We start from the raw sequence: 19,013 nt of genomic DNA, 5'->3' as shown, positions 1-19,013 counted from the left end.
GAGCGGCCAGCTTCAGCCGTTCGGCGTCTCTGGGGAAAAATGCGCGCGTTGGCGCGGCACGCCGAGCCCGGTGTCGGGCGGCTCGCCGGCGGCCGGCCTGTTCTCGATCATGTGCAGGGTGCGCCAGCCGCCGAGACGGTAATAGGCCGCGGCCAGCAGCAGGGAGGTGATCGAGCCGGCGGGGAAACTCCACCACAGCGCCTCCTCGCCGATCACATCTCGCATGAAATAGGCAAAGCCGGTGCGCACGACCAGTACCGAGATCACCAGGATGACCAGCGGCGGCATCACGGCGCCCGTGGCGCGCACGGTGGCGAACAGCACGATGGTGACGCCGAACAGGATGAACGACCAGGACGCGACGTTGTTGATGTGAGCGGCGATGTCTATCGCCGCGCTGTCGCGGCTCAGGAACAGGCTGAGGATCGAGCGATCGAAGACCCATAGAAGTGCCACGAGAGCACCGGTCAGCACCAGGTTGAAGCCGACGCCTGACGCTGCGATGCGGCTGATGCGGTCCCAGCGGCCGGCGCCGACGTTCTGCGCCGCCATCGAGGACACGGCCGCGCCGATGGCGAGCGCGGGCATCTGGATGTAGGTCCATAACTGCGCGGCGATGCCGTAGGCGGCGGCCACCTGCGAACCGTAGGAATTGACGATGCCCATCACCGTCAGGGCCGCGGCCGAAATCACGATCATCTGCAAACCCATCGGCACCCCCTTGAAAACGACGACGCGCAGCAAGGCGGGATCCGGCCGCAGCAGCGCCAGATTGGCGCCGGCCAGACGCAGCGGGTGCTTACGGACATAGAGCACGATCAGGATGGCAATGACGCTCACCGTCTGGCCGACAAGCGTCGAGGTTGCCGAGCCGGCGATGCCGAGCTCTGGAAACGGCCCGATGCCGCGGATGAGCAGTGGGTTCAAGATGATGTCGAGCACGACGGCGAGCGCCATGAAAAAGAACGGCGTTCGCGAATCGCCGGCGCCGCGCAGCACCGTCATCACAAAGGACAGAAGGTTCATCATCGGCACGGCCACGAAGATGATGCGCAAATAGGAGCGCGCCAGCGGCAAGGCGTCGGGCGGTGTGCCGAGCGCGCCCAGAATGGCGTCTACCCAGATCCAGCCGCAGACGGCGAACAGCACCGAGACGAAGAAGAAGAAGGTGGCGCTGGTGCCGACGATGCGGCGCGCCTCGGGTAGGTCGCGGGCGCCGACCGATTGCGCCACCAGTATGGTGGCCGCCATGCCGATGCCGAACACCGTGCCGAGGATGAGGAACAGCACCAGATTGGCATTGGAGGTGGCGGTGAGCGCGGATTCGCCGAGGAAGCGGCCGACCCAGACGGCGTTGACCGAGCCGTTGAGCGATTGCAGCACGTTGGAGCCGAGCACCGGCAGGGCGAACAGCAGGAGCGTGCGCGGAATGGGGCCGCTGGTCAGGTCACCGGTGCGCCGGCGCGCGGGCATCTTTTCATCCATGGCGGCAATCCGGCAAAGCTGGTTCTTTTGAGTCCGGCACGCAGGATACCGCAGGCCCGACCGGGATGCACCCTGGAGAAAGGAGCGATGGCGGGTAAGGCACGCCGTCGTGCATCCGATCATGCTTGTCGGGCCGGAGGCCCGCCTGGCGCCTCCGGCAAGATGCTTACTTCCTGGCGAGGCCGGGAAGCGTGACCTGAAAGACAAGGAACATGGTGTCGACATCGGCGCCGTCCTCGGCCTTGTAGGGCGCGCCGACCTGGAAACCGTCCTGGGCGAGGAAATCGTTGTCGTTGGCGACGAACAGGAAATAGTCGTCGGGCAGCTTCGGATCGAGCACGCTCGCCAGCGACATCGCTTCCCACTTTTCCGAGAGGTTGTCCTTGTCATTGGGCGCGCCATTGTGCAGGCCGAAGCGGGCAAGCTCGGCCTTGTCGTTGATGTCGATGAACGGCGTCAGCCTTGCCGGCGTCCCCGACGGATCGAGCACGCCCTTGGGCGCCACCGGCTTGTCGGCGGCATCGAAGGGACCGCCGGCGATGTCGGTCGCGCCGGAAAGGTCGACAATGTCGATCTTGCGATACAGCGACTCTTCGCCCTTCAGGCCCTGGCCATTGCCGCTGTCGCGCGCCAGCATCAGGAAAGCCGTGTCCGACAGCGCCACGATCTCGCTTTGCGCAGCCACCTTGGTCTTGCCCTTGGCGTCCTTGAACACCGGCAGCGGCACGACATATTCATGTGCCAGCTTGAGATGGGCAAGATCGGAGGCGTCATAGACCAGCGCCCTGGTGTTCTGGCGCGTCGAGGCCGAATCGCCGCCGTCCTGCCGGGTCGCCGACTGCAAAACCGCGATCACGAACTTGCCGTCCGGCGTCATTGCCATGCCTTCGAGGCCCTGATTGTTCTGGCGGCCGGTTTCGGGATCCTTTGGGTCGGGTTCGGCAGCACCTGGGCCCGGATTGTCGGAAGCAAAGTTGGCCGTGCCGTGGCGCATCGGCACGAGCGCGGCCGGAGGCTGGGTCGCCGACATCAGACGGCCGTCGGCGGAGAAGCGGTAGATGTCGGGACCGTATTCGTCGGAGACGAGCATGGTGCCGTCGGGCAGCCGCACGATCGCCTCGTTGTCGAGCGCGAGCTTGCCATTGTCGGCCTGCGGCAGGACAGGCATGTCGCCGGCGGCGGGACGCACGCCGTTCAGCGGGTCGAGACCGCTGGCGTCGGCGCCCTTGTCGTCGGTCAGGAGCATGGTGTCGGCGAGCGTCGCCTTGACGCCGGTCTGCTCCTGGCCGGCCGCGGGCGCGGCACCTGGCGCCACCGGGGCGAACTCGATGTTGATCGTGTTGAGGCGCGGCCGGTAGTCGGTGGTACCGACGACGTTATAACCGCGGTCGGGCAGCAGCCACAGCGAGCCTCTGTAGGTGCCGGCATCATGCGTCCAGCCCGCGGTGTCGATCGACATGCCGGAGCCGGAGCCGAAGGTCTCGCCGAACCTGTCGCGCTGGCCGGCCGGGATGCGGCCAACCCCCACCAGCCCCTTGTTGACGAAACTGGCGCCGCCGACGCTGGCCGAGCTGTCGGCGAAGGCGGGCAGCGAAACGGCCGAGGCCGCCAGCGCGGCGACCAGCAGCCGCAACGAGAATGAGCGTAGATGCGTCATGGATATCCCCTTGATGACAAAGCGCCGGGACGGCGGAATTCTGAGGTTGCCTGGCGGCGGCGAGGCTGCCGCCCTGGAGGGCCGCTTGTGCCCTCGGCAAGCGGTCTAAGGCGCGAACATGATGCTTGCATGACAGTTGGTGACGCATTCGCGTCGGCCCGCCGCGACGCTGCTGGGGAAGTGCGGCCGCGCCAAAAAATCGATCGTTCCGACACAGGTTCGACAGCGTCCAGGAGCTGTTCGTAGTACTAGACACTCATGTACAGTACGTATATGGTTCCGGTTTCGAACAGTCCGTGGAGGAGGGAAGCCTTGAAGTCTCACTACCGCGCAGTCGTCATCGGGGGAGGAGTGGTGGGCGCTTCGGTGCTCTATCACCTGGCGCGGTTCGGCTGGTCGGATGTGGCGCTGATCGAGCGCGCCGAACTGACGGCGGGGTCGACTTGGCATGCGGCGGCGGGGTTCCACGCGCTCAATGCCGACCCCAATGTCGCCGCGCTGCAGGATTACACCATCAACCTTTACCGCGAGATCGAGGCCGAATCCGGCCAGGACGTCGGGCTGCACATGACTGGCGGCGTCAACATAGCCAGCGATCCGGCGCGCTGGGAGTGGCTGAAATCGGCCTGGGCGGTATTCCAGTCGGTCGACATCGAGACCGCCCGGCTGGTGACGCCTGACGAGATCAAGGCAATCTGCCCGATCGTCGACGTCACCGGCGTGCTTGGCGGCCTCTACGATTCCAACGAGGGCCATCTCGACCCTTACGGCACGACGCATGCGTATGTCGGTGCCGCCAAGAAGCGCGGCGCCGACGTGATCCTGCGCAACCGCGTGGTCGAGCTGAAGGCGCGCGCCGACGGCCATTGGGATGTCGTCACAGAGCAACGCACCATCACCGCCGAGCATGTCGTGAATGCCGGCGGGTTGTGGGCCAAGCAACTCGGCCGCATGGCCGGGGTTGAACTGCCGGTGACGCCGATGGAGCACCATTATTTCGTCACCGAGGACATTCCGGAAGTCGCTGCCCTCGACAAGGAGATCGGCCTGGCCGTCGATCTCGACGGCTTTTCCTATCTGCGGCAGGAGCGCAAGGGCGTGCTGCTCGGCGTCTACGAGCAGAACCCGAAGCACTGGAACATGGACGGCGCGCCGTGGGATTACGGCATCGAGCTCATCCCCGAAGACACCGACCGCATCGGCCCGGAACTTGCCAAGGCGCATGAGCGCTTCCCTTGCCTGGCGACGGCAGGCATCCGCAAATGGGTCAACGGCGCCTTCACCTTCACCCCGGACGGCAATCCGATCGTCGGGCCGGTGCGCGGCCTGAAGAATTACTGGGTTGCCTGCGGCGTCATGGCCGGCTTCAGCCAGGGCGGCGGCGTCGGCAAGTCGCTGGCCGAGTGGATGATTTACGGCGAGCCGCAGGCCGACATTTTCGGCATGGACATCGCCCGCTACGGCGCCTTCGCCGCAAACCGGGAATATCTCAGGCAGACGACGCGACAGTTTTATTCTCGTCGTTTCGTCATGACCTTTCCCAACGAACGGCTGCCTGCGGGCCGGCCGCTGAAACGCCCCGGCGCCTATGACGGCATGAGTGCGGCGGGCTGCGAATGGACGGCTTCCTGGGGGCTGGAAATCCCCGCCTATTTCGCGCCGATGGGATTCCGCGAGGAGACGACGCTCAGGCGCTCCAACGCCTTCGACATCGTCGGTGACGAGGCGCTGCAAGTCCGGCGCGCCGCCGGCCTCATCGATATCTCGGCCTATGCGCGCTACGCGATCACGGGACCGGGCGCGGAGGCTTGGCTCGACAGGCTGCTGGCCTGCAGGCTGCCGAAGGCGGGACAGGCGAGGCTGGCGCCGATGCTCGGGCCGGACGGGCGGCTGAAGGGCGATCTCACCGTCTTCAACTGGGGCAATGGCGACTACTGGCTGATGGGCTCCTACTATCTGCGCGAATTCCACATGCGCTGGTTCGAAGCGCATATGGCTGAAGGCGTTTGCGTCACCGATATTTCAGATGCGATGTCGGGCTTTCTGGTCACCGGCCCCAATGCCAGAAAGATCGTCGAGCGCACGACGCAGCAGGACATCTCCCCCAAAGCATTGCCATTCATGGCATGCGGCGAATTCGACATCGGCATGGTGCGGGCAAGGATGGCTCGCCTCTCCATCGCCGGCGAACTCGGCTTCGAGATCAACTGCCCGGCCACCATGCATGCCACATTGCGCGAAACGCTGCTTGCCGCCGGCGAGGATCTCGGCCTCGCCGAGATTGGCTATTACGCACTCAACGCGCTTCGGCTGGAAAAGAGCTTCGGCATCTGGTCGCGTGAATTCACGCAAGGCTACACGCCCGGCCAGACAGGGCTCGACCGCTTCATTGCTTTCGACAAGGGCGATTTCATTGGCCGCGAGGCGGCGCTGAAGGAACGCAAGGCCGGTGTTGCACGACGGATCGTGACGCTGGAAGTCGATGCCATCGACGCGGACGCCAGCGGCTTCGAGCCGGTCTGGCACGGCGCTCGGCGCGTCGGCTTCGTCACCTCCGGCGGCTTTGGCTACACGATCGGCAAGAGCATCGCGCTAGCGTTGGTGGATGGCGATTTTGCCGAGGAAGGAACGGCGCTTTGCGTGCACATTGTCGGCACCGAGCGGCCGGCGCGTGTCATTCCGGCTTCGCCCTACGATCCCTTGGGCAAGGCGATGCGGCAATGAGGAGGTTTCGGGATGATCGATGACGCGGCACGCGAAGGCAGGCGCGAGCGCCGGCGAGGACGCATCGGCGAGGCCGGCAGCGAGAGCAGCCGCCGGCCCAATTACCGCTCTCTGAAGAACCCATTCCTGCCGCAGCCAATCTTTTCGGACGACCACGTCGCCTCGATCCACGACACGGCGCTGCGCGTGCTGGAAGAGCTGGGCATCAAGGTTCTGCTGCCGCAGGCGCGCGACCTGCTCGCTCGCGCCGGCGCCCTGATCGACCCCGAAACCGACATGGTGCGGATCGGCCGCGACATGGTGGCGGCCGCACTGGCCTCGGCGCCAAAATCGATCCAGACCCATGCCGGTGACCGCTCCCGCGATCTGACGCTGGAACTCGGGTCGATGACCTTCCTGGCCGGGTGCGGCGCGCCGAACGTCACTGACCTCGAACGCGGCCGCCGACCAGGCACACTGGCGGCCTTCGAGGAGTTCATCAAGCTGGTGCAGCATTTCGACGTGCTGCACATGCTGGGACCTTGCGTCGAGCCGCAGGACATCGACAACCGTTTTCGCCACTACGCCGTCAACCGGGCGCAACTGACCCTGTCGGACAAGCTTCCCTTCATCTTCGCGCGCGGCACCCCGCAGGTCGACGATAGTTTCGACATGATCAGGTTGGCGCGCGGGCTGTCCGAAGACGAGTTCCGCTCGGGCGCCCATTGCTACACCGTCATCAACACCAATTCGCCGCGCCAGCTCGACATCCCGATGGCGCAAGGCATCATCGACTTCGCCAGGGCGGGCCAGGTCCTGATCATCACGCCCTTCTGCCTGGCGGGTGCGATGGCCCCGATCACGGTGGCCGGCGCGCTGACGCTGCAGCATGCCGAGGCGCTGGCCGGGTTGACGCTGGCGCAGATCGTGCGGCCGGGCGCCCCTGTCGTCTACGGCTCCTTCTCCTCCAATGTCGACATGAAATCGGGCGCGCCGGCCTTCGGCACGCCGGAACATATCAAGGCGACGCTGGGGGCCGGCCAACTGGCGCGCTTCACCGGCCTGCCGTGGCGTTCGGGCGGCGGCAGCGCGGCCAACATCTCCGATGCGCAGGCGGCGCATGAGACGCAGTTTGCGCTGTGGGGCTCGGTGCTGGCGGGCGCCACCGTGTGCATCCATGCCGCCGGCTGGCTGGAGGGGGGGCTGAGCGTTTCCTTCGAAAAGCTGGTGACCGACATCGAGGCGTTGCAGACGGTGGCTGAACTGTGCGCCGCCACGCCCGGCGACGACGATGCCATCGGCTTCGAGGCAATCGCCGAAGTGCAGCCGGGCGGCCATTTCTTCTCGGCCGGCCACACCATGGCGCGCTACCGCACCGCTTTCTACGAGCCGCTGGTGGCCGACTGGTCGAATTTCGGCAACTGGACGCAGGCCGGTTCCAAGACCGCAACCGAACGCGCCACCGGTATCTGGAAGCGCATCCTCGCCGATTTCGAGCCGCCGGCGACGGCCATTGCCACGTCGGCTGTGCTCGATGATTTCATCGCGCGCCGCACCGAACAGGGCGGGGCGGCGCCGGTGTCGTGAGATAGCTTATTCCTCTCATCGTCCTGAATTGTGGGTGCGATCCGGAACCCGCTGCACCTCTCATGCATTCATGGCACGGCCGGTGCCTGCTCGCATTGCGAGCCATTGAGGGAGGACGACCACATGGGTTTCGATCAGTACCACGAACCGCCCGAAGAATTGTCGCAGGAGGTGCGAACCTTCGCCCGCATGATCACCTCGCTGATCGAGGAAGCGGAAGCGATCTCCTGGTATGAACAGCGCATGTCGGTGGAGAAGGACCCGCAGGCCCGCGCCATCATGAAGAACGCGCAAGGCGAGGAGTTCAAGCATTTCGGCATGGACCTCGAATTCCTGCTGCGTCGGAAGCAGGACTGGCGCGCGGAACTGAAGGAAATCCTGTTCACCACCGGCGATATCGTCAAGGCCGGCGAGGCGGGCGAGAAGAAGGTGGATTGAGCGGTCCGGCCCGGGTGGTTACCGAAAGTTCCTTTCACTCCGGACGTCCACGCTATTGGAATTGATTCCAATCAATTTTAGCTGTGAAATCGCAAATATAATTAGCATCAAAATCTACTTCGATTTTCACAAGAAAACCTCAGGATTTTTCGGCCAGCTCCTTACCCGAGCCAGTGTCCATTTTTCTCACACCGCCGCGACAAATCCGTCCAGCACGCGTTTCTGGCCGGCTTTGTCGAAGTCGATGGTCAGCTTGTTGCCCTCGATGGCCGCGATGTTGCCGTTGCCGAATTTCTGGTGGAAGACGCGGTCGCCGACGTTGAACGGAGACGGTGTGTCGGCGACGGATTTGGCGACCAACTCGCCGTCGATGGTGCGGCCCTTGATCGAGGTGCGGCCGGCGCCGTAGCCGCTGTCGGTCTCGCCATAGCCGATGCGCTCGACCTGGTGGCCGGAGCGCGAGCCCCAGTTGCGATCGGTCGCCTCGGTGCGGTTCTGCTGCGCCCGCTGCCAGCCCGGCGTGGCGTAGCTGTTGGAGAAGGCGCCGGATTTTTCGGCGCCGACATTGTCGAAGCGCGAGGCGCCATAGGGGTTCTGTCTTCCTGCCCCCTGGCCGCCTCGGCCGGAAGCGAACGAGCCGCCGCCATAGGAATTGCCGTAGCCGCCATAGGAGTTGCCGCTTTCGGCGACTTCGACATGGGTTTCAGGCAGTTCATCGAGGAAGCGGGAGGGAATCGTCGATTGCCACAGGCCGTGGATGCGGCGGTTGGAGACGAACCAGATGTGCAGGTTCTTCTTGGCACGGGTGACGCCGACATAGGCCAGCCGGCGCTCCTCCTCCAGGCCGGAACGGCCGCCTTCGTCCAGCGCGCGCTGGTGCGGGAACAGGCCTTCCTCCCAGCCCGGGAGAAAAACGGTCTCGAATTCGAGGCCTTTGGCCGAATGCAGCGTCATGATGTTGACGGCGTCGAGTTCGACGTTCTGCTCGGCATCCATGACCAGAGCGACATGTTCGAGGAAGGAGCGCAGCGATTCATACTCCTCCATGGAGCGGATCAGCTCCTTGAGGTTCTCCAGCCGGCCGGGCGCCTCGACCGAACGATCGTTCTTCCACATGTCGGTGTAGCCGCTCTCTTCCAGGATGGTCTCGGCCAGTTCGGTGTGCGGCGTGGTTTCCAGCGCCTTCTGCCAGCGTTCGAAATTGGCCGCGACCTCGCGCAATGCGGCGCGCGGTTTGGGCTTCAATTCATCGCTCTGGGCGAGCTTGGCGGCGGCTTCCAACATCGGTACGCGCAGCGCGCGGGCCGTGTCGTGGATCTGGCGGATGGTGGTTTCGCCGAGGCCGCGCTTGGGCACATTGACGATGCGCTCGAAGGCGAGATCGTCGGCGCCTTGCGCGACGACGCGGAAGAAGGCAAGCGCGTCGCGGATCTCCATGCGCTCATAGAAGCGCGGGCCGCCAATGACGCGGTAGTTGAGACCGAGCGTGACGAAGCGGTCCTCGAACTCGCGCATCTGGAAGGACGCCCGCACCAGGATCGCCATGTCGTTGAGATTGTGCTTCTGGCGCTGATAAGCCTCGATGGTCTCGCCGACAGCGCGCGCTTCCTCCTCGGAATCCCAGGCGGCGTGGACGTTGACCTTGCCGTCCTCGGGATCGTCGCGATCGGTGAACAGCGTCTTGCCGAAGCGGCCTTCATTGTGGGCGATGAGGTGCGAAGCGGCGCCGAGGATATGCGCGGTGGAACGATAATTGCGCTCCAGCCGGATGATGGTGGCGCCGGGAAAATCCTTGTCGAAGCGCAGGATGTTGTCGACCTCCGCGCCGCGCCAGCCATAGATCGACTGGTCGTCGTCGCCGACGCAGCAGATGTTTACTTTGTTTTCGCTCACGGGCTGTTCCGCGCCTGCCGGCGCGGGCCCGACCCCTCTTTTCTGCGCGCCTTCGGCGTCGCGGGAGGGGCTTCGCAAAGGCTCGGACGCCCGGTCAGGCTTGCGGCCTTCGGCCGAATGCAAATCCGTAGACGTCGCGCTACGCCCGCTATTTGGCCGCTGCGCCAGGAGCCGCAGCCACATGTATTGCGCGGTGTTGGTGTCCTGGTACTCGTCGACCAGGATGTATCTGAACCGCTTGTGATACTCCTTCAGCACGTCCGGATTGGCGCGGAAGATGCGGATAGGGTGGCAGAGCAGATCGCCGAAATCGCAGGCGTTCAGCGTCTGCAGGCGCTCCTGATAGGCCTTGTAGAGCTCGCGGCCCTTGCCGTTGGCGAAACTGCGCGCATCGCCCTCGGCGATATCGGCCGGGCCTTGCCCCTTGTTCTTCCAGCCGTCGATCATCTGCGCGAACTGCTTGGCCGGCCAGCGCTTGTCGTCAAGGCCCTCGGCCTGGATCAATTGCTTGATCAGCCGCACGACGTCGTCGGTGTCGAGGATGGTGAAGTCGGATTTCAGCCCGGCAAGCTCGGCGTGCCTGCGCAAGAGCTTGACGCCGATCGAGTGGAAGGTGCCGAGCCAGGGCATGCCCTCGACATTGCCTTCGCCGATCAGGATGCCTATGCGCTGCTTCATCTCGCGCGCGGCCTTGTTGGTGAAGGTCACGGCCAGGATCTGCGAGGGAAAGGCTTTTCCGGTCGCCAGGATGTGGGCGATGCGGGTGGTCAAGACGCGCGTCTTGCCGGTGCCGGCGCCGGCCAGCACCAGAACCGGGCCTTCGGTGGTCTCCACCGCCAGCCGCTGTTCGGGGTTCAGCCCCTTCAGATAGTCGGGCGCGTTGTTGTGGCCGCTGCGGGCAGCCATGGCGCGCGCGGCGATGCCCGACGGGGCGGTGGGCCGCGGATCGGGTTCATCGAAAAAGGGCATGTCTTCGGAAAAGCCGGACATCGCCCCCGAATGTAGTGATTCGGTGGAGAAAGACCAGAACTGTCTACGTTTTGTTCCACTCCTGATTGTTTCCCGCCTGCTTGACAGGCAGGGCGGGTGAGGGAAAGCTGCGCAAAGGGCAGGGAGGGGATCCTGTTGCCCACCGCCGCCTCGAGGCGCGCAACAGTCGAAGGAGTATCATCTTGGCTGTCACCATCACCTCCCTCATCCTCTTCCTCATCGGCCTCGCGCTTGGCGCCGGCGGCATCTGGTTGGCTTCACTGGGAGGTAGCTGGTACTACATCATATCAGGCATCGCCTTCCTCATCGCAGCATGGCTGCTCTACCGGCGCAGATCCACCGCGCTCTGGCTCTACGCCGCGATCGTGCTGGGCACGCTTGCCTGGGCGGTCTGGGAAATCGGCTTCGACTGGTGGGAACTCGGGCCGCGCGGCGGCATCATCGTGCTCGTCGCGTTGTGGCTGCTGACGCCGTGGGCGAGGCGGGGCCTTGTTGGTCCCGATGGCCGCGCGCCGCTCATTCTCGCCGTTTTGGCGTCGCTGGCGGTCGCCGGCTATTCAATGACGACCGATCCCAAGGATATTGCCGGCAATCTCGACACCGACAAGGTGACCCCGGCGGCCGATCTAGGCGGCGACATACCTGCCGGCGAATGGCACTTCTACGGCCGTACACCCTATGGCCAGCGCTATTCGCCGCTCGACCAGATCACGCCGGAGAACGTCGCCAACCTGCAGCCGGCCTGGACTTATCGCACCGGCGACGTGAAAGGTCCCGACGATGTCGGCGAGACCACCTATCAGGTGACGCCGCTGAAGATCGCCGATACGCTCTACATCTGCACGCCGCACAATTTCGCCATCGCCATCGACGCCGCCACGGGCAAGGAGAAGTGGCGCTACGATCCCCAGGTCAAGCTCGACAAGGACCGCCAGCACCAGACCTGCCGCGGCGTCTCCTACTACGCCGACGCCAAGATCGGTGCCGGGCAGCCTTGCGCCGCGCGTGTCTACCTGCCGACTTCGGACGCGCGGCTGATCGCGCTCGACGCCGCCAACGGTCAGGTCTGTCCGTCCTTTGCCGAAGGCGGCACGCTGAACCTTCTGACCGGCATGCCTTATCCCAAGTCCGGCTATTACTATTCGACCTCGGCGCCGCTGATATCGGGCGGCAAGATCATCGTCGGCGGCGCGGTCAACGACAATTATTCGACGCAGGAGCCGTCCGGCGTCATCCGCGCCTTCGATGCCTCCACCGGGGCGCTGATCTGGAACTGGGATTCCGGCAATCCCGACCAGACCACGCCGCTGGCGGCAGGCCAGACCTACACCGCCAATTCGCCCAACATGTGGTCGACGCCGAGTGCCGACGAAAAGCTCGGTCTGCTCTACATACCGCTCGGCAACCAGACGCCGGACCAGCTCGGCGCCGGCCGCAGCGCCAATGTCGAGAAATTCTCCTCCTCGATCACCGCGCTCGACCTCAATACGGGGCAATTGAAATGGGTGCGCCAGACCGTGCATCATGACCTTTGGGACATGGATGTGCCGGCGCAGCCGAGCCTTGTCGACATCACCAAGACCGACGGAACGGTCGTGCCGGCGCTGGTCGGGCCGACCAAGCAGGGCGACCTCTACGTGCTCGACCGGCGCACCGGCGAGCCGGTCATCCCGGTCAAGGAAGTGCCGGCGCCCGGCGGCGCCATCGAAGGCGACTACACATCGCCCACGCAGCCGGTGTCGGACCTTTCCTTCAATCCGCCGCCGCTGACCGATGCCGACATGTGGGGCATCACCATGTTCGACCAGCTGGCGTGCCGGATTGCGTTGCACAGGCTGCGCTATGAGGGCCGCTACACGCCGCCATCGCTGCAGGGCACGCTGGTCTATCCCGGCAATTTCGGCGTCTTCAACTGGGGCGGCGTGGCGGTCGATCCGGTCCGGCAGGTGCTGTTCGGCATGCCGACCTATCTCGCCTTCACCTCCAGGCTTGTGCCCCGCGCGGACGTGCCGCCGCCAGGCGACGCCAAGGGCAGCGAGCAGGGGCTGAACCGAAATGACGGCGCTCCTTATGCGGTGGTGATGGGACCGTTCCTGTCGCCGCTCGGCATTCCGTGCCAGGCGCCGCCATGGGGCTATGTCGCCGGCGCCGACCTCAGGACCGGACAGATCGTTTACAAGCACAGGAACGGCACGGTCTACGACATGACGCCGCTGCCTTTGCCGCTGAAGGTCGGCGTGCCCGGCATTGGCGGGCCGATGATCACCGCCGGCGGGGTGGCTTTCCTCGGCGCCGCGGTCGACGACTACCTGCGCGCCTACGACCTGACCTCAGGCAGGCAGCTCTGGCAGGCGCGCCTGCCAGCCGGCGGGCAATCGACGCCGATGACCTATACGGTGGCTGACGGGCGCCAGTTCGTGGTCATCGTCGCCGGCGGCCATGGCTCGGTCGGCACCAAGCCCGGCGATTACGTGATGGCGTATGCGCTGCCGAAGTAGGAACGGGTGCGGTCTCGCAGGATCGCGCCCTAGCTGATTCCGAGATGGCTCTTCAGGCTTGGCACCGAGCCGAGCACTTCGTTGGTGAGGTCAGGCCCGGCGGCGGCTTCGGCCTGTTGGATCAGCGTGGCGCCAGCCTGCCTGATCTGCGCCATGTCGAGGCCGGAGGCCTTGAGCGCGGCGACGCCGTTGATCAGTGCGCCGGCCTTTTCGCCGAGAACACCGCCCAGCGCGCCTTGCAACGAGGACAGCAGGCCGCCACCGCCGGCCGCGCCGGCGGCCATGACGTCGTATTGGCGGGCGAGATCGTCGGCGCCGGGAATCTTGGCGAAGAAACCCGAGACGTTGGTGCCTTCCGCCTCGTGCTCCAGCACCGAGAAGATGGTGCCGACGACTTTCTCGGTCGTTGCCTGGTCGAGGCCCGCCTTTTGCGAGACGGTGTTGACAATATCCTGGACGTTCATGGTCTCACCTCAAATTTGGAAATTTCGATCATCGACCGCCTGCCTGCGTCCACAAGCCGGAAGCGTAATGCCTGAGCGGCAGCCAGGGCAAGGACGAACGCGCTGGTGAGGATAGGCATGATCATCGGCGGGTGTCCTTCTGGTCGGGACGGGATGGGACGGGCATCGGTAGCACGCAGCTTCCCTTACCATTGGGCAGTGCCGCCAGGATTTATCGGCGATGACCAAAAAGTGATGGGGCGGGCGCCGGCGTTGCCGGCTTCACTGGCTGCGGCCGATGCTTGCCGCTGCGCTCATCCAGGCTGGACCGGGCCAGCCGCGCCCCTATGTAGCTCCGGTGTTGAAGCCTGAAGCCGAGGAATGCGCCATGACCAAAGCAGCCGCCAGACCAGCAAAGCTTGGGATCACCCAGGCGATGATCGACGCCTATGACGAATACACGCATCTGACACTCGATCGCCGCCGCTTCATGGAGCAACTGACCCGGCTTGCGGGATCCGGGGCGGCGGCCGCGGCGATCGCGCCGATGCTGGCTGCCAACTCCGCCCAGGCGGCCATCGTCGCCGAGAACGATCCCCGCGTGAAAGGCCAGGACATCGCCTATCCCGGCGCCGGCGGCGAGATGAAGGGCTATCTGGTCAAGCCGGCGGACCAGGCGGGCAAGCTCGGCACCGTCATCGTCATCCACGAAAACAGGGGGCTCAACCCGCATATACGCGACGTCGCCCGGCGCGTGGCGCTGGAGGGGTTCGTGGCGCTCGCTCCGGATTTCCTATCGCCACTCGGCGGCACGCCCGCCGACGAGGACAAGGCGCGCGACATGTTTACCAAGCTGGATCCGGCGCAGACCGTCGCGAATGGCGTCGCGACGGTGGCTTTCCTCAAGGCCGACAAGGAAGGCAACGGCAAGGTCGGTGTCGTCGGTTTCTGCTGGGGCGGCGGCACGGCCAACATGCTCGCCGTCAACGCGCCTGATCTGGCGGCAAGCGTCGCCTACTACGGCATGCAGCCGAAGGCCGCGGACGTTTCCAAGATAAAGGCGGCGCTGCTGCTGCACTATGCCGGATTGGACAAACGCACCAATGCCGGCATCGCCGCCTTCAAGAAGGAACTCGATGCCGCGCATGTCGAATACACGGTCTATGTCTATGAAGGCGCCAATCACGCCTTCAACAATGACACTTCGGCAGCGCGCTATGACAAGAAGGCGGCTGATCTCGCCTGGGGCCGGACCGTCGCCTTCCTGAAGGAGAAACTGGCTTAGAACAGGATCTACTGCGTGCTCGCCGGCCTGTGCAAGGCGACGCCGGCCACCACCAGCGCAATACCGATGCAGTCGCTGATGCCGGGGATCTGGCGCAGCACGAGAATGCCGATCAGCGTCGCGGTGACTGGCAGCAGCGACAGCATCAGCGCGAAGCTCGACCGCGGCAGCCGCGCCATGGCGAGCTGGTCGCAGATATAGGGGATGACCGAGGAGCAGATGCCGACGCCGATGGCCGCCAGCAGCAGCGGCGCGGAGAAAAAGGCGGGCAACGCGTCGGTGAGGCCGATCGGCAGCACGACCAGGAAGGCCACGGCCATGGCGGCGCCGAGCCCGGCAATGCCGCCGCCGGCGCCTGAAGCGGCGACGCGGTGGCCAAGCACGATATAGCCCACAAACAGCGCGCCGTTGAGGAAGGCCCAGAACAGGCCGAGGGGATCGCTGGACCATTTGACGTCGATCAGCAGCAAGGTGCCGGCCACGGCGACGGCAAGGGCAGCGAGATTGCGCGCGCTTCGGAGACCGACCAGCGCGACGCCGATGGTGCCGACGAATTCGATCGCGGCCACCAGCGAAATCGGCAGGCGGTCGAGCGCCAGATAGAAGGAGCAGTTCATTACTGCGAGACAGGCGCCGAAGGCGAGCAGCAGCAGCCGTGTCGACCGATCGGCCTGGGCGAAGGTCCGCCACGGACGCGTCAGCGGCGCGAAGATCAAGGCGGCGGTGGCGATGCGCAGCCAGGCCATGCCAAGCACGCCGATCTGCGCAAACAAAAGCACGGCGAAGGCAGGGCCGAGATAGTGGAACACGGCGCTGACACAGAACCAGACATGCGGCGGCAGCGACGTCGGCAGGCTGGTAAAGGCCGCACCTGTGGGCGTGGTTTGGACTTGCGTCCGATCGTTCATCGGATCAGTATCGCAGGTATTTTTTCCGTCTGATATGGGTCGTGGTCGTTCAGGGACCTCGGTCGCTTTCCGGATGCAAGGAGTTTTTGATGAAGCGCCTTCGAAACGAAAATCTCGACCTCGACGCGGTCGATCTGAAGATACTGCGCCTGCTGGAAAAAGATGCGCGCGCCAGCACGGCCGAGCTGGCGCGCGCCGTCGGCCTGTCGGCGCCGAGCGTGTCCGAGCGTGTCAAGCAGCTTCAGGAGAGCGGCGTCATCGAAGCCTATTGCGTGCGGATCAATCCGGCGGCGCTTGGCCTGAACCTGTCGGCATGGCTGCGCATCAGGCCGGTGCCGGGGCAGCTCGCCGTCGTGGCCGAGATCATCCGCGACCTACCCGAGATCGCGCAATGCGACCGGGTAACCGGCGAGGACTGTTTCATCGCGCTGGCGCATGTCGGCTCGGTGGCCGAACTCGAACGGGTGATCGACCGTATCATTCCCTACGCGATGACCAACACGGCGATCATCCAGTCTTCGCCGGTGGCGGCGCGCTCGCCGCTGGCGGCGATCAGGCGGCAGGGTTGAGGTCAAACGCCCGGAATGTCGTCAATGGAAGTGGCCGCTCTACCCGCAGCGTCAGGCGTGGCCGCGCTTCATGCGGGCCTGCTTAAGGATGACGCGCCAGCGGATCATGTCGAAGGGGATCGGCTCATTGTTGTTGGCGATGTGGAAGATCTCGTTGTTGACGTTCTTCAGCGAGCGCCAGAAATCATAGTCGGTAATGCGCGGATCGGCGGCGAGCCTGTCCACCTCGACTTTGATATCGGTTTTCATGCACGTCCCCCGAATCGGCTATGCCCCGCCGCCCGTGTCGCTACTTCGATGCGGATCGTTTTCGAACGGCCCGCTGAGTCGCGCAACGGTCCAATCGGCTTGTTCCCGTTAAAACCTCGGTAAGGTTAACGCGGGCCCTGGGCGGGTTCAAGCCGTCTTGCGTTTGATGCCGATCGAGCGGCCTGCGCGTTCGGGCATCGGCAAGGCTGCGTGAGCGGCGCGCATCGCTTCGATCTTGGCCAGCACGTCGGCGGGGAAGGGGGCTACCTTGGGCCCGGACATGTCGACATGCAGTGCAAGCTGCTCGGACGTGGCGGCGAGCCAGCCGTCGGCATGGCGGATTTCCTGGTAGAACCGCAGCCGCTTCTCGTCATGGTCGATGAGCTGGAAGGAGACCGTGACCTTGTGGTCGAGATGCAGTTCCTGCACGTAGCAGACATGGACTTCGGCGGTGTAGATGGTGAGGCGACGGTTCTTGACATAGTCCAGCCCCATGCCCATCGCCTCGAAGGCTTCATCCGAACAGCGGTCGAACAGGACATTGTAGTAGGCCATGTTGAGATGGCCGTTATAATCGATCCAGTCCTTCTCGATAGCCATTGGCTGAGAAACAAAAGGGGCGGGGATCGGCATGGCAACTTCCTTGTTCTGGTGCTGGACAGAGCGTGGTTGTAAGAGCGGTTCATCGTTCCACGGAAACGTCGGACCGCCTCTTTGATACAATTCCCCAGGGAAAGCGCTAGGCGCTTTTCCGGGGAAAACCGCTTCACACTTTTCCTGGAATTGCGTTAGGCATCATCCATAAATGCATGACAAGCATGGACACTGGTCCATTCGCGGAGGAATTCATGGCCCTGAGCGACCTCAATCCGGTCGAGCGCAACGAAGAAGGCATCGCCGCCGTGCTCGGCATCCTCAAGCAGCGGTTTGGCGAGCGCTTTCAGACCGGCCAGGCGGTTCGCTTCCAGCATGCGCATACGACAACCTACATCCCGACGCAGGCACCGGACGGCGTCGTCTTCCCGGAAACGACCGCCGAGGTACAGGAGATCGTGCGCGCCTGCGCCGCGCACCGCGTGCCGGTGATCGCCTTCGGCGTCGGCTCCTCGCTCGAAGGCCACACCAACGCGCCGGGCGGCGGCATCTCGGTCGACACTTCGCGGATGAACCGGATCCTATCGGTCAATCCTCAGGATCTCGACTGCACGGTCGAGCCCGGGGTGACTCGCGAGGATCTCAACCGGCATCTGCGCGACACCGGCCTGTTTTTTCCAATCGATCCCGGCGCCAATGCCTCGCTGGGCGGCATGGCTGCGACACGGGCCTCAGGCACTAACGCGGTGCGCTACGGTACGATGCGCGAGAACGTGCTGTCGCTGACGGCCGTCATGGCCGATGGCGAGGCGGTGACCACTGGCAAGCGGGCAAAAAAAAGCTCGGCCGGCTACGACCTGACACGGCTGCTGGTCGGCTCGGAAGGCACGCTCGGCATCATCACCTCGCTGACCTTGAGGCTGCAAGGGATTCCGCAGGCGATTTCCGGCGGTGTCTGCCCGTTTCCGAGCGTCGAAGCGGCCTGCAACGCCGTCATCGCGACGATCCAGATGGGCATTCCGGTGGCGCGCATCGAACTGGTCAACGCGCTGCAGATGCGGGCGATGAAAGCTTATTCCAAGCTCGACTATCCCGAAAGCCCGTGCCTGTTCGTCGAATTCCATGGCAGCGATGCCGGCGTTGCCGAGCAGGCCGAGACCTTCGGCATGATCGCCGAGGAGAATGGCGGCGGACCGTTCCTGTGGACCAGTGTCGCCGAGGAGCGCACCAAACTTTGGAAGGCCAGACATGACGCCTATTGGTCGTCGCTGACGCTGCGGCCAGGCGCCAAGGGCCTGTCGACCGACGTCTGCGTTCCGATCTCGCGTTTTGCCGAATGCGTCACCGAAACCGAGGCCGACATCGCCGAAATGGGGCTTGTCGCGCCGATCGTCGGCCATGCCGGCGACGGCAATTTCCACGTGCTGGTGCTGATGGACGTGGACGACCCGAAGGAAATCGCGCTGTCGGAGAAATTCGTGGCGCGGCTCAACATGCGGGCCATCGCCATGGAGGGCACCTGCACCGGCGAGCACGGCATCGGCCAGGGCAAGATCGGCTTCCTGCGCCATGAGCTCGGCCACGGCGTCGACATCATGCGCACGATCAAGCAGGCGCTCGATCCGCTCGATATCATGAACCCGGGCAAGATCCTGCCGGCTGCCGAGCAGGCACCGTCATAGGCTCGTCTTGACCCCACCTCCAATCGGGCCGA

The 19,013-nt window shown here is 64.7% G+C and carries 14 protein-coding genes; 7 read left to right on the top strand and 7 right to left on the bottom strand.

Annotated features, from left to right (window positions below):
• Nucleotides 1-12 precede the first annotated feature (12 nt).
• Nucleotides 13-1,485, bottom strand: coding sequence for an MATE family efflux transporter (locus FJ946_RS18425; protein WP_140495264.1), 1,473 nt, complete (start codon nucleotides 1,483-1,485; stop codon nucleotides 13-15).
• A gap of 166 nt (nucleotides 1,486-1,651) precedes the next feature.
• A complete protein-coding gene (locus tag FJ946_RS18420; protein WP_140495266.1) occupies nucleotides 1,652-3,142 on the bottom strand; it encodes an esterase-like activity of phytase family protein in 1,491 nt (496 codons plus the stop codon).
• Nucleotides 3,143-3,454: 312 nt separating this feature from the next.
• Between FJ946_RS18420 and FJ946_RS18415 the strand changes: the two genes are divergently transcribed.
• The 3 genes from FJ946_RS18415 to FJ946_RS18405 all read left to right on the top strand — a co-directional run bounded on the left by FJ946_RS18415 (nucleotide 3,455) and on the right by FJ946_RS18405 (nucleotide 7,870).
• On the top strand, nucleotides 3,455-5,866 hold the full coding sequence (locus tag FJ946_RS18415; protein ID WP_140567341.1) for an FAD-dependent oxidoreductase: 2,412 nt from the start codon (nucleotides 3,455-3,457) through the stop codon (nucleotides 5,864-5,866).
• Nucleotides 5,867-5,878: 12 nt separating this feature from the next.
• Entirely contained in the window at nucleotides 5,879-7,432 is a 1,554-nt protein-coding gene (locus FJ946_RS18410; protein WP_140567339.1) for a trimethylamine methyltransferase family protein, read from the top strand.
• 123 nt (nucleotides 7,433-7,555) lie between these two features.
• Entirely contained in the window at nucleotides 7,556-7,870 is a 315-nt protein-coding gene (locus FJ946_RS18405) for a hypothetical protein (RefSeq protein WP_140567336.1), read from the top strand.
• A gap of 186 nt (nucleotides 7,871-8,056) precedes the next feature.
• Here the strand turns inward: FJ946_RS18405 and FJ946_RS18400 are convergent, their stop codons facing one another.
• Nucleotides 8,057-10,753 carry a UvrD-helicase domain-containing protein gene (locus tag FJ946_RS18400; protein ID WP_140567334.1) on the bottom strand — a complete coding sequence of 899 codons (2,697 nt, stop codon included), beginning with the start codon at nucleotides 10,751-10,753 and terminating at the stop codon, nucleotides 8,057-8,059.
• A 182-nt stretch (nucleotides 10,754-10,935) separates the two neighbouring features.
• On the opposite strand from FJ946_RS18400, the gene FJ946_RS18395 reads away from it, so the two are divergent.
• The gene (locus FJ946_RS18395) at nucleotides 10,936-13,251 is read left to right on the top strand and encodes a glucose/quinate/shikimate family membrane-bound PQQ-dependent dehydrogenase (protein ID WP_140567331.1); all 2,316 of its coding nucleotides are present in this window, start codon (nucleotides 10,936-10,938) and stop codon (nucleotides 13,249-13,251) included.
• Nucleotides 13,252-13,280: 29 nt separating this feature from the next.
• On the opposite strand, the gene FJ946_RS18390 is transcribed toward FJ946_RS18395, so the two are convergent.
• A complete protein-coding gene (locus FJ946_RS18390) occupies nucleotides 13,281-13,715 on the bottom strand; it encodes a hypothetical protein (protein ID WP_140495278.1) in 435 nt (144 codons plus the stop codon).
• Nucleotides 13,716-14,082: 367 nt separating this feature from the next.
• Here FJ946_RS18390 and FJ946_RS18385 point away from each other — a divergent pair, with 367 nt between their 5' ends.
• Nucleotides 14,083-14,979 (top strand): dienelactone hydrolase family protein, encoded by an 897-nt coding sequence (locus tag FJ946_RS18385; protein WP_140567329.1) that lies wholly within the window; start codon nucleotides 14,083-14,085, stop codon nucleotides 14,977-14,979.
• A gap of 8 nt (nucleotides 14,980-14,987) precedes the next feature.
• Here the strand turns inward: FJ946_RS18385 and FJ946_RS18380 are convergent, their stop codons facing one another.
• Nucleotides 14,988-15,887, bottom strand: coding sequence for an EamA family transporter (locus FJ946_RS18380; protein WP_140521187.1), 900 nt, complete (start codon nucleotides 15,885-15,887; stop codon nucleotides 14,988-14,990).
• Between the two features lie 89 nt (nucleotides 15,888-15,976).
• Here FJ946_RS18380 and FJ946_RS18375 point away from each other — a divergent pair, with 89 nt between their 5' ends.
• Nucleotides 15,977-16,456, top strand: coding sequence for an Lrp/AsnC family transcriptional regulator (locus tag FJ946_RS18375; protein ID WP_140521186.1), 480 nt, complete (start codon nucleotides 15,977-15,979; stop codon nucleotides 16,454-16,456).
• A 51-nt stretch (nucleotides 16,457-16,507) separates the two neighbouring features.
• On the opposite strand, the gene FJ946_RS18370 is transcribed toward FJ946_RS18375, so the two are convergent.
• Both FJ946_RS18370 and FJ946_RS18365 read right to left on the bottom strand, forming a co-directional pair.
• The gene (locus FJ946_RS18370) at nucleotides 16,508-16,705 is read right to left on the bottom strand and encodes a hypothetical protein (RefSeq protein WP_140495286.1); all 198 of its coding nucleotides are present in this window, start codon (nucleotides 16,703-16,705) and stop codon (nucleotides 16,508-16,510) included.
• A 147-nt stretch (nucleotides 16,706-16,852) separates the two neighbouring features.
• Nucleotides 16,853-17,338, bottom strand: coding sequence for a thioesterase family protein (locus FJ946_RS18365; RefSeq protein WP_140495288.1), 486 nt, complete (start codon nucleotides 17,336-17,338; stop codon nucleotides 16,853-16,855).
• Between the two features lie 215 nt (nucleotides 17,339-17,553).
• On the opposite strand from FJ946_RS18365, the gene FJ946_RS18360 reads away from it, so the two are divergent.
• Nucleotides 17,554-18,981: an FAD-linked oxidase C-terminal domain-containing protein gene (locus FJ946_RS18360; RefSeq protein WP_140567326.1), complete on the top strand. Its 1,428-nt coding sequence runs from the start codon at nucleotides 17,554-17,556 to the stop codon at nucleotides 18,979-18,981.
• Nucleotides 18,982-19,013: the final 32 nt, after the last annotated feature.

It is taken from the genome of Mesorhizobium sp. B2-4-7 (assembly GCF_006442685.1).
Lineage (GTDB): Bacteria > Pseudomonadota > Alphaproteobacteria > Rhizobiales > Rhizobiaceae > Mesorhizobium.
The sequence above is the reverse complement of the archived record's forward strand: the minus strand, read 5'-3'. Positions and strand labels throughout refer to the sequence as shown.

Excerpts from the sequence above, each read along its gene's own strand:
- FJ946_RS18420 (WP_140495266.1), bottom strand. The coding sequence starts at position 3,142 with ATGACGCATCTACGCTCATTCTCGTTGCGGCTGCTGGTCGCCGCGCTG.
- FJ946_RS18400 (WP_140567334.1), bottom strand. The coding sequence starts at position 10,753 with ATGTCCGGCTTTTCCGAAGACATGCCCTTTTTCGATGAACCCGATCCG.
- FJ946_RS18410 (WP_140567339.1), top strand. The coding sequence starts at position 5,879 with ATGATCGATGACGCGGCACGCGAAGGCAGGCGCGAGCGCCGGCGAGGA.
- FJ946_RS18390 (WP_140495278.1), bottom strand. The coding sequence starts at position 13,715 with ATGAACGTCCAGGATATTGTCAACACCGTCTCGCAAAAGGCGGGCCTC.
- FJ946_RS18385 (WP_140567329.1), top strand. The coding sequence starts at position 14,083 with ATGACCAAAGCAGCCGCCAGACCAGCAAAGCTTGGGATCACCCAGGCG.
- FJ946_RS18405 (WP_140567336.1), top strand. The coding sequence starts at position 7,556 with ATGGGTTTCGATCAGTACCACGAACCGCCCGAAGAATTGTCGCAGGAG.
- FJ946_RS18365 (WP_140495288.1), bottom strand. The coding sequence starts at position 17,338 with ATGCCGATCCCCGCCCCTTTTGTTTCTCAGCCAATGGCTATCGAGAAG.
- FJ946_RS18370 (WP_140495286.1), bottom strand. The coding sequence starts at position 16,705 with ATGAAAACCGATATCAAAGTCGAGGTGGACAGGCTCGCCGCCGATCCG.
- FJ946_RS18425 (WP_140495264.1), bottom strand. The coding sequence starts at position 1,485 with ATGGATGAAAAGATGCCCGCGCGCCGGCGCACCGGTGACCTGACCAGC.
- FJ946_RS18360 (WP_140567326.1), top strand. The coding sequence starts at position 17,554 with ATGGCCCTGAGCGACCTCAATCCGGTCGAGCGCAACGAAGAAGGCATC.
- FJ946_RS18380 (WP_140521187.1), bottom strand. The coding sequence starts at position 15,887 with ATGAACGATCGGACGCAAGTCCAAACCACGCCCACAGGTGCGGCCTTT.
- FJ946_RS18375 (WP_140521186.1), top strand. The coding sequence starts at position 15,977 with ATGAAGCGCCTTCGAAACGAAAATCTCGACCTCGACGCGGTCGATCTG.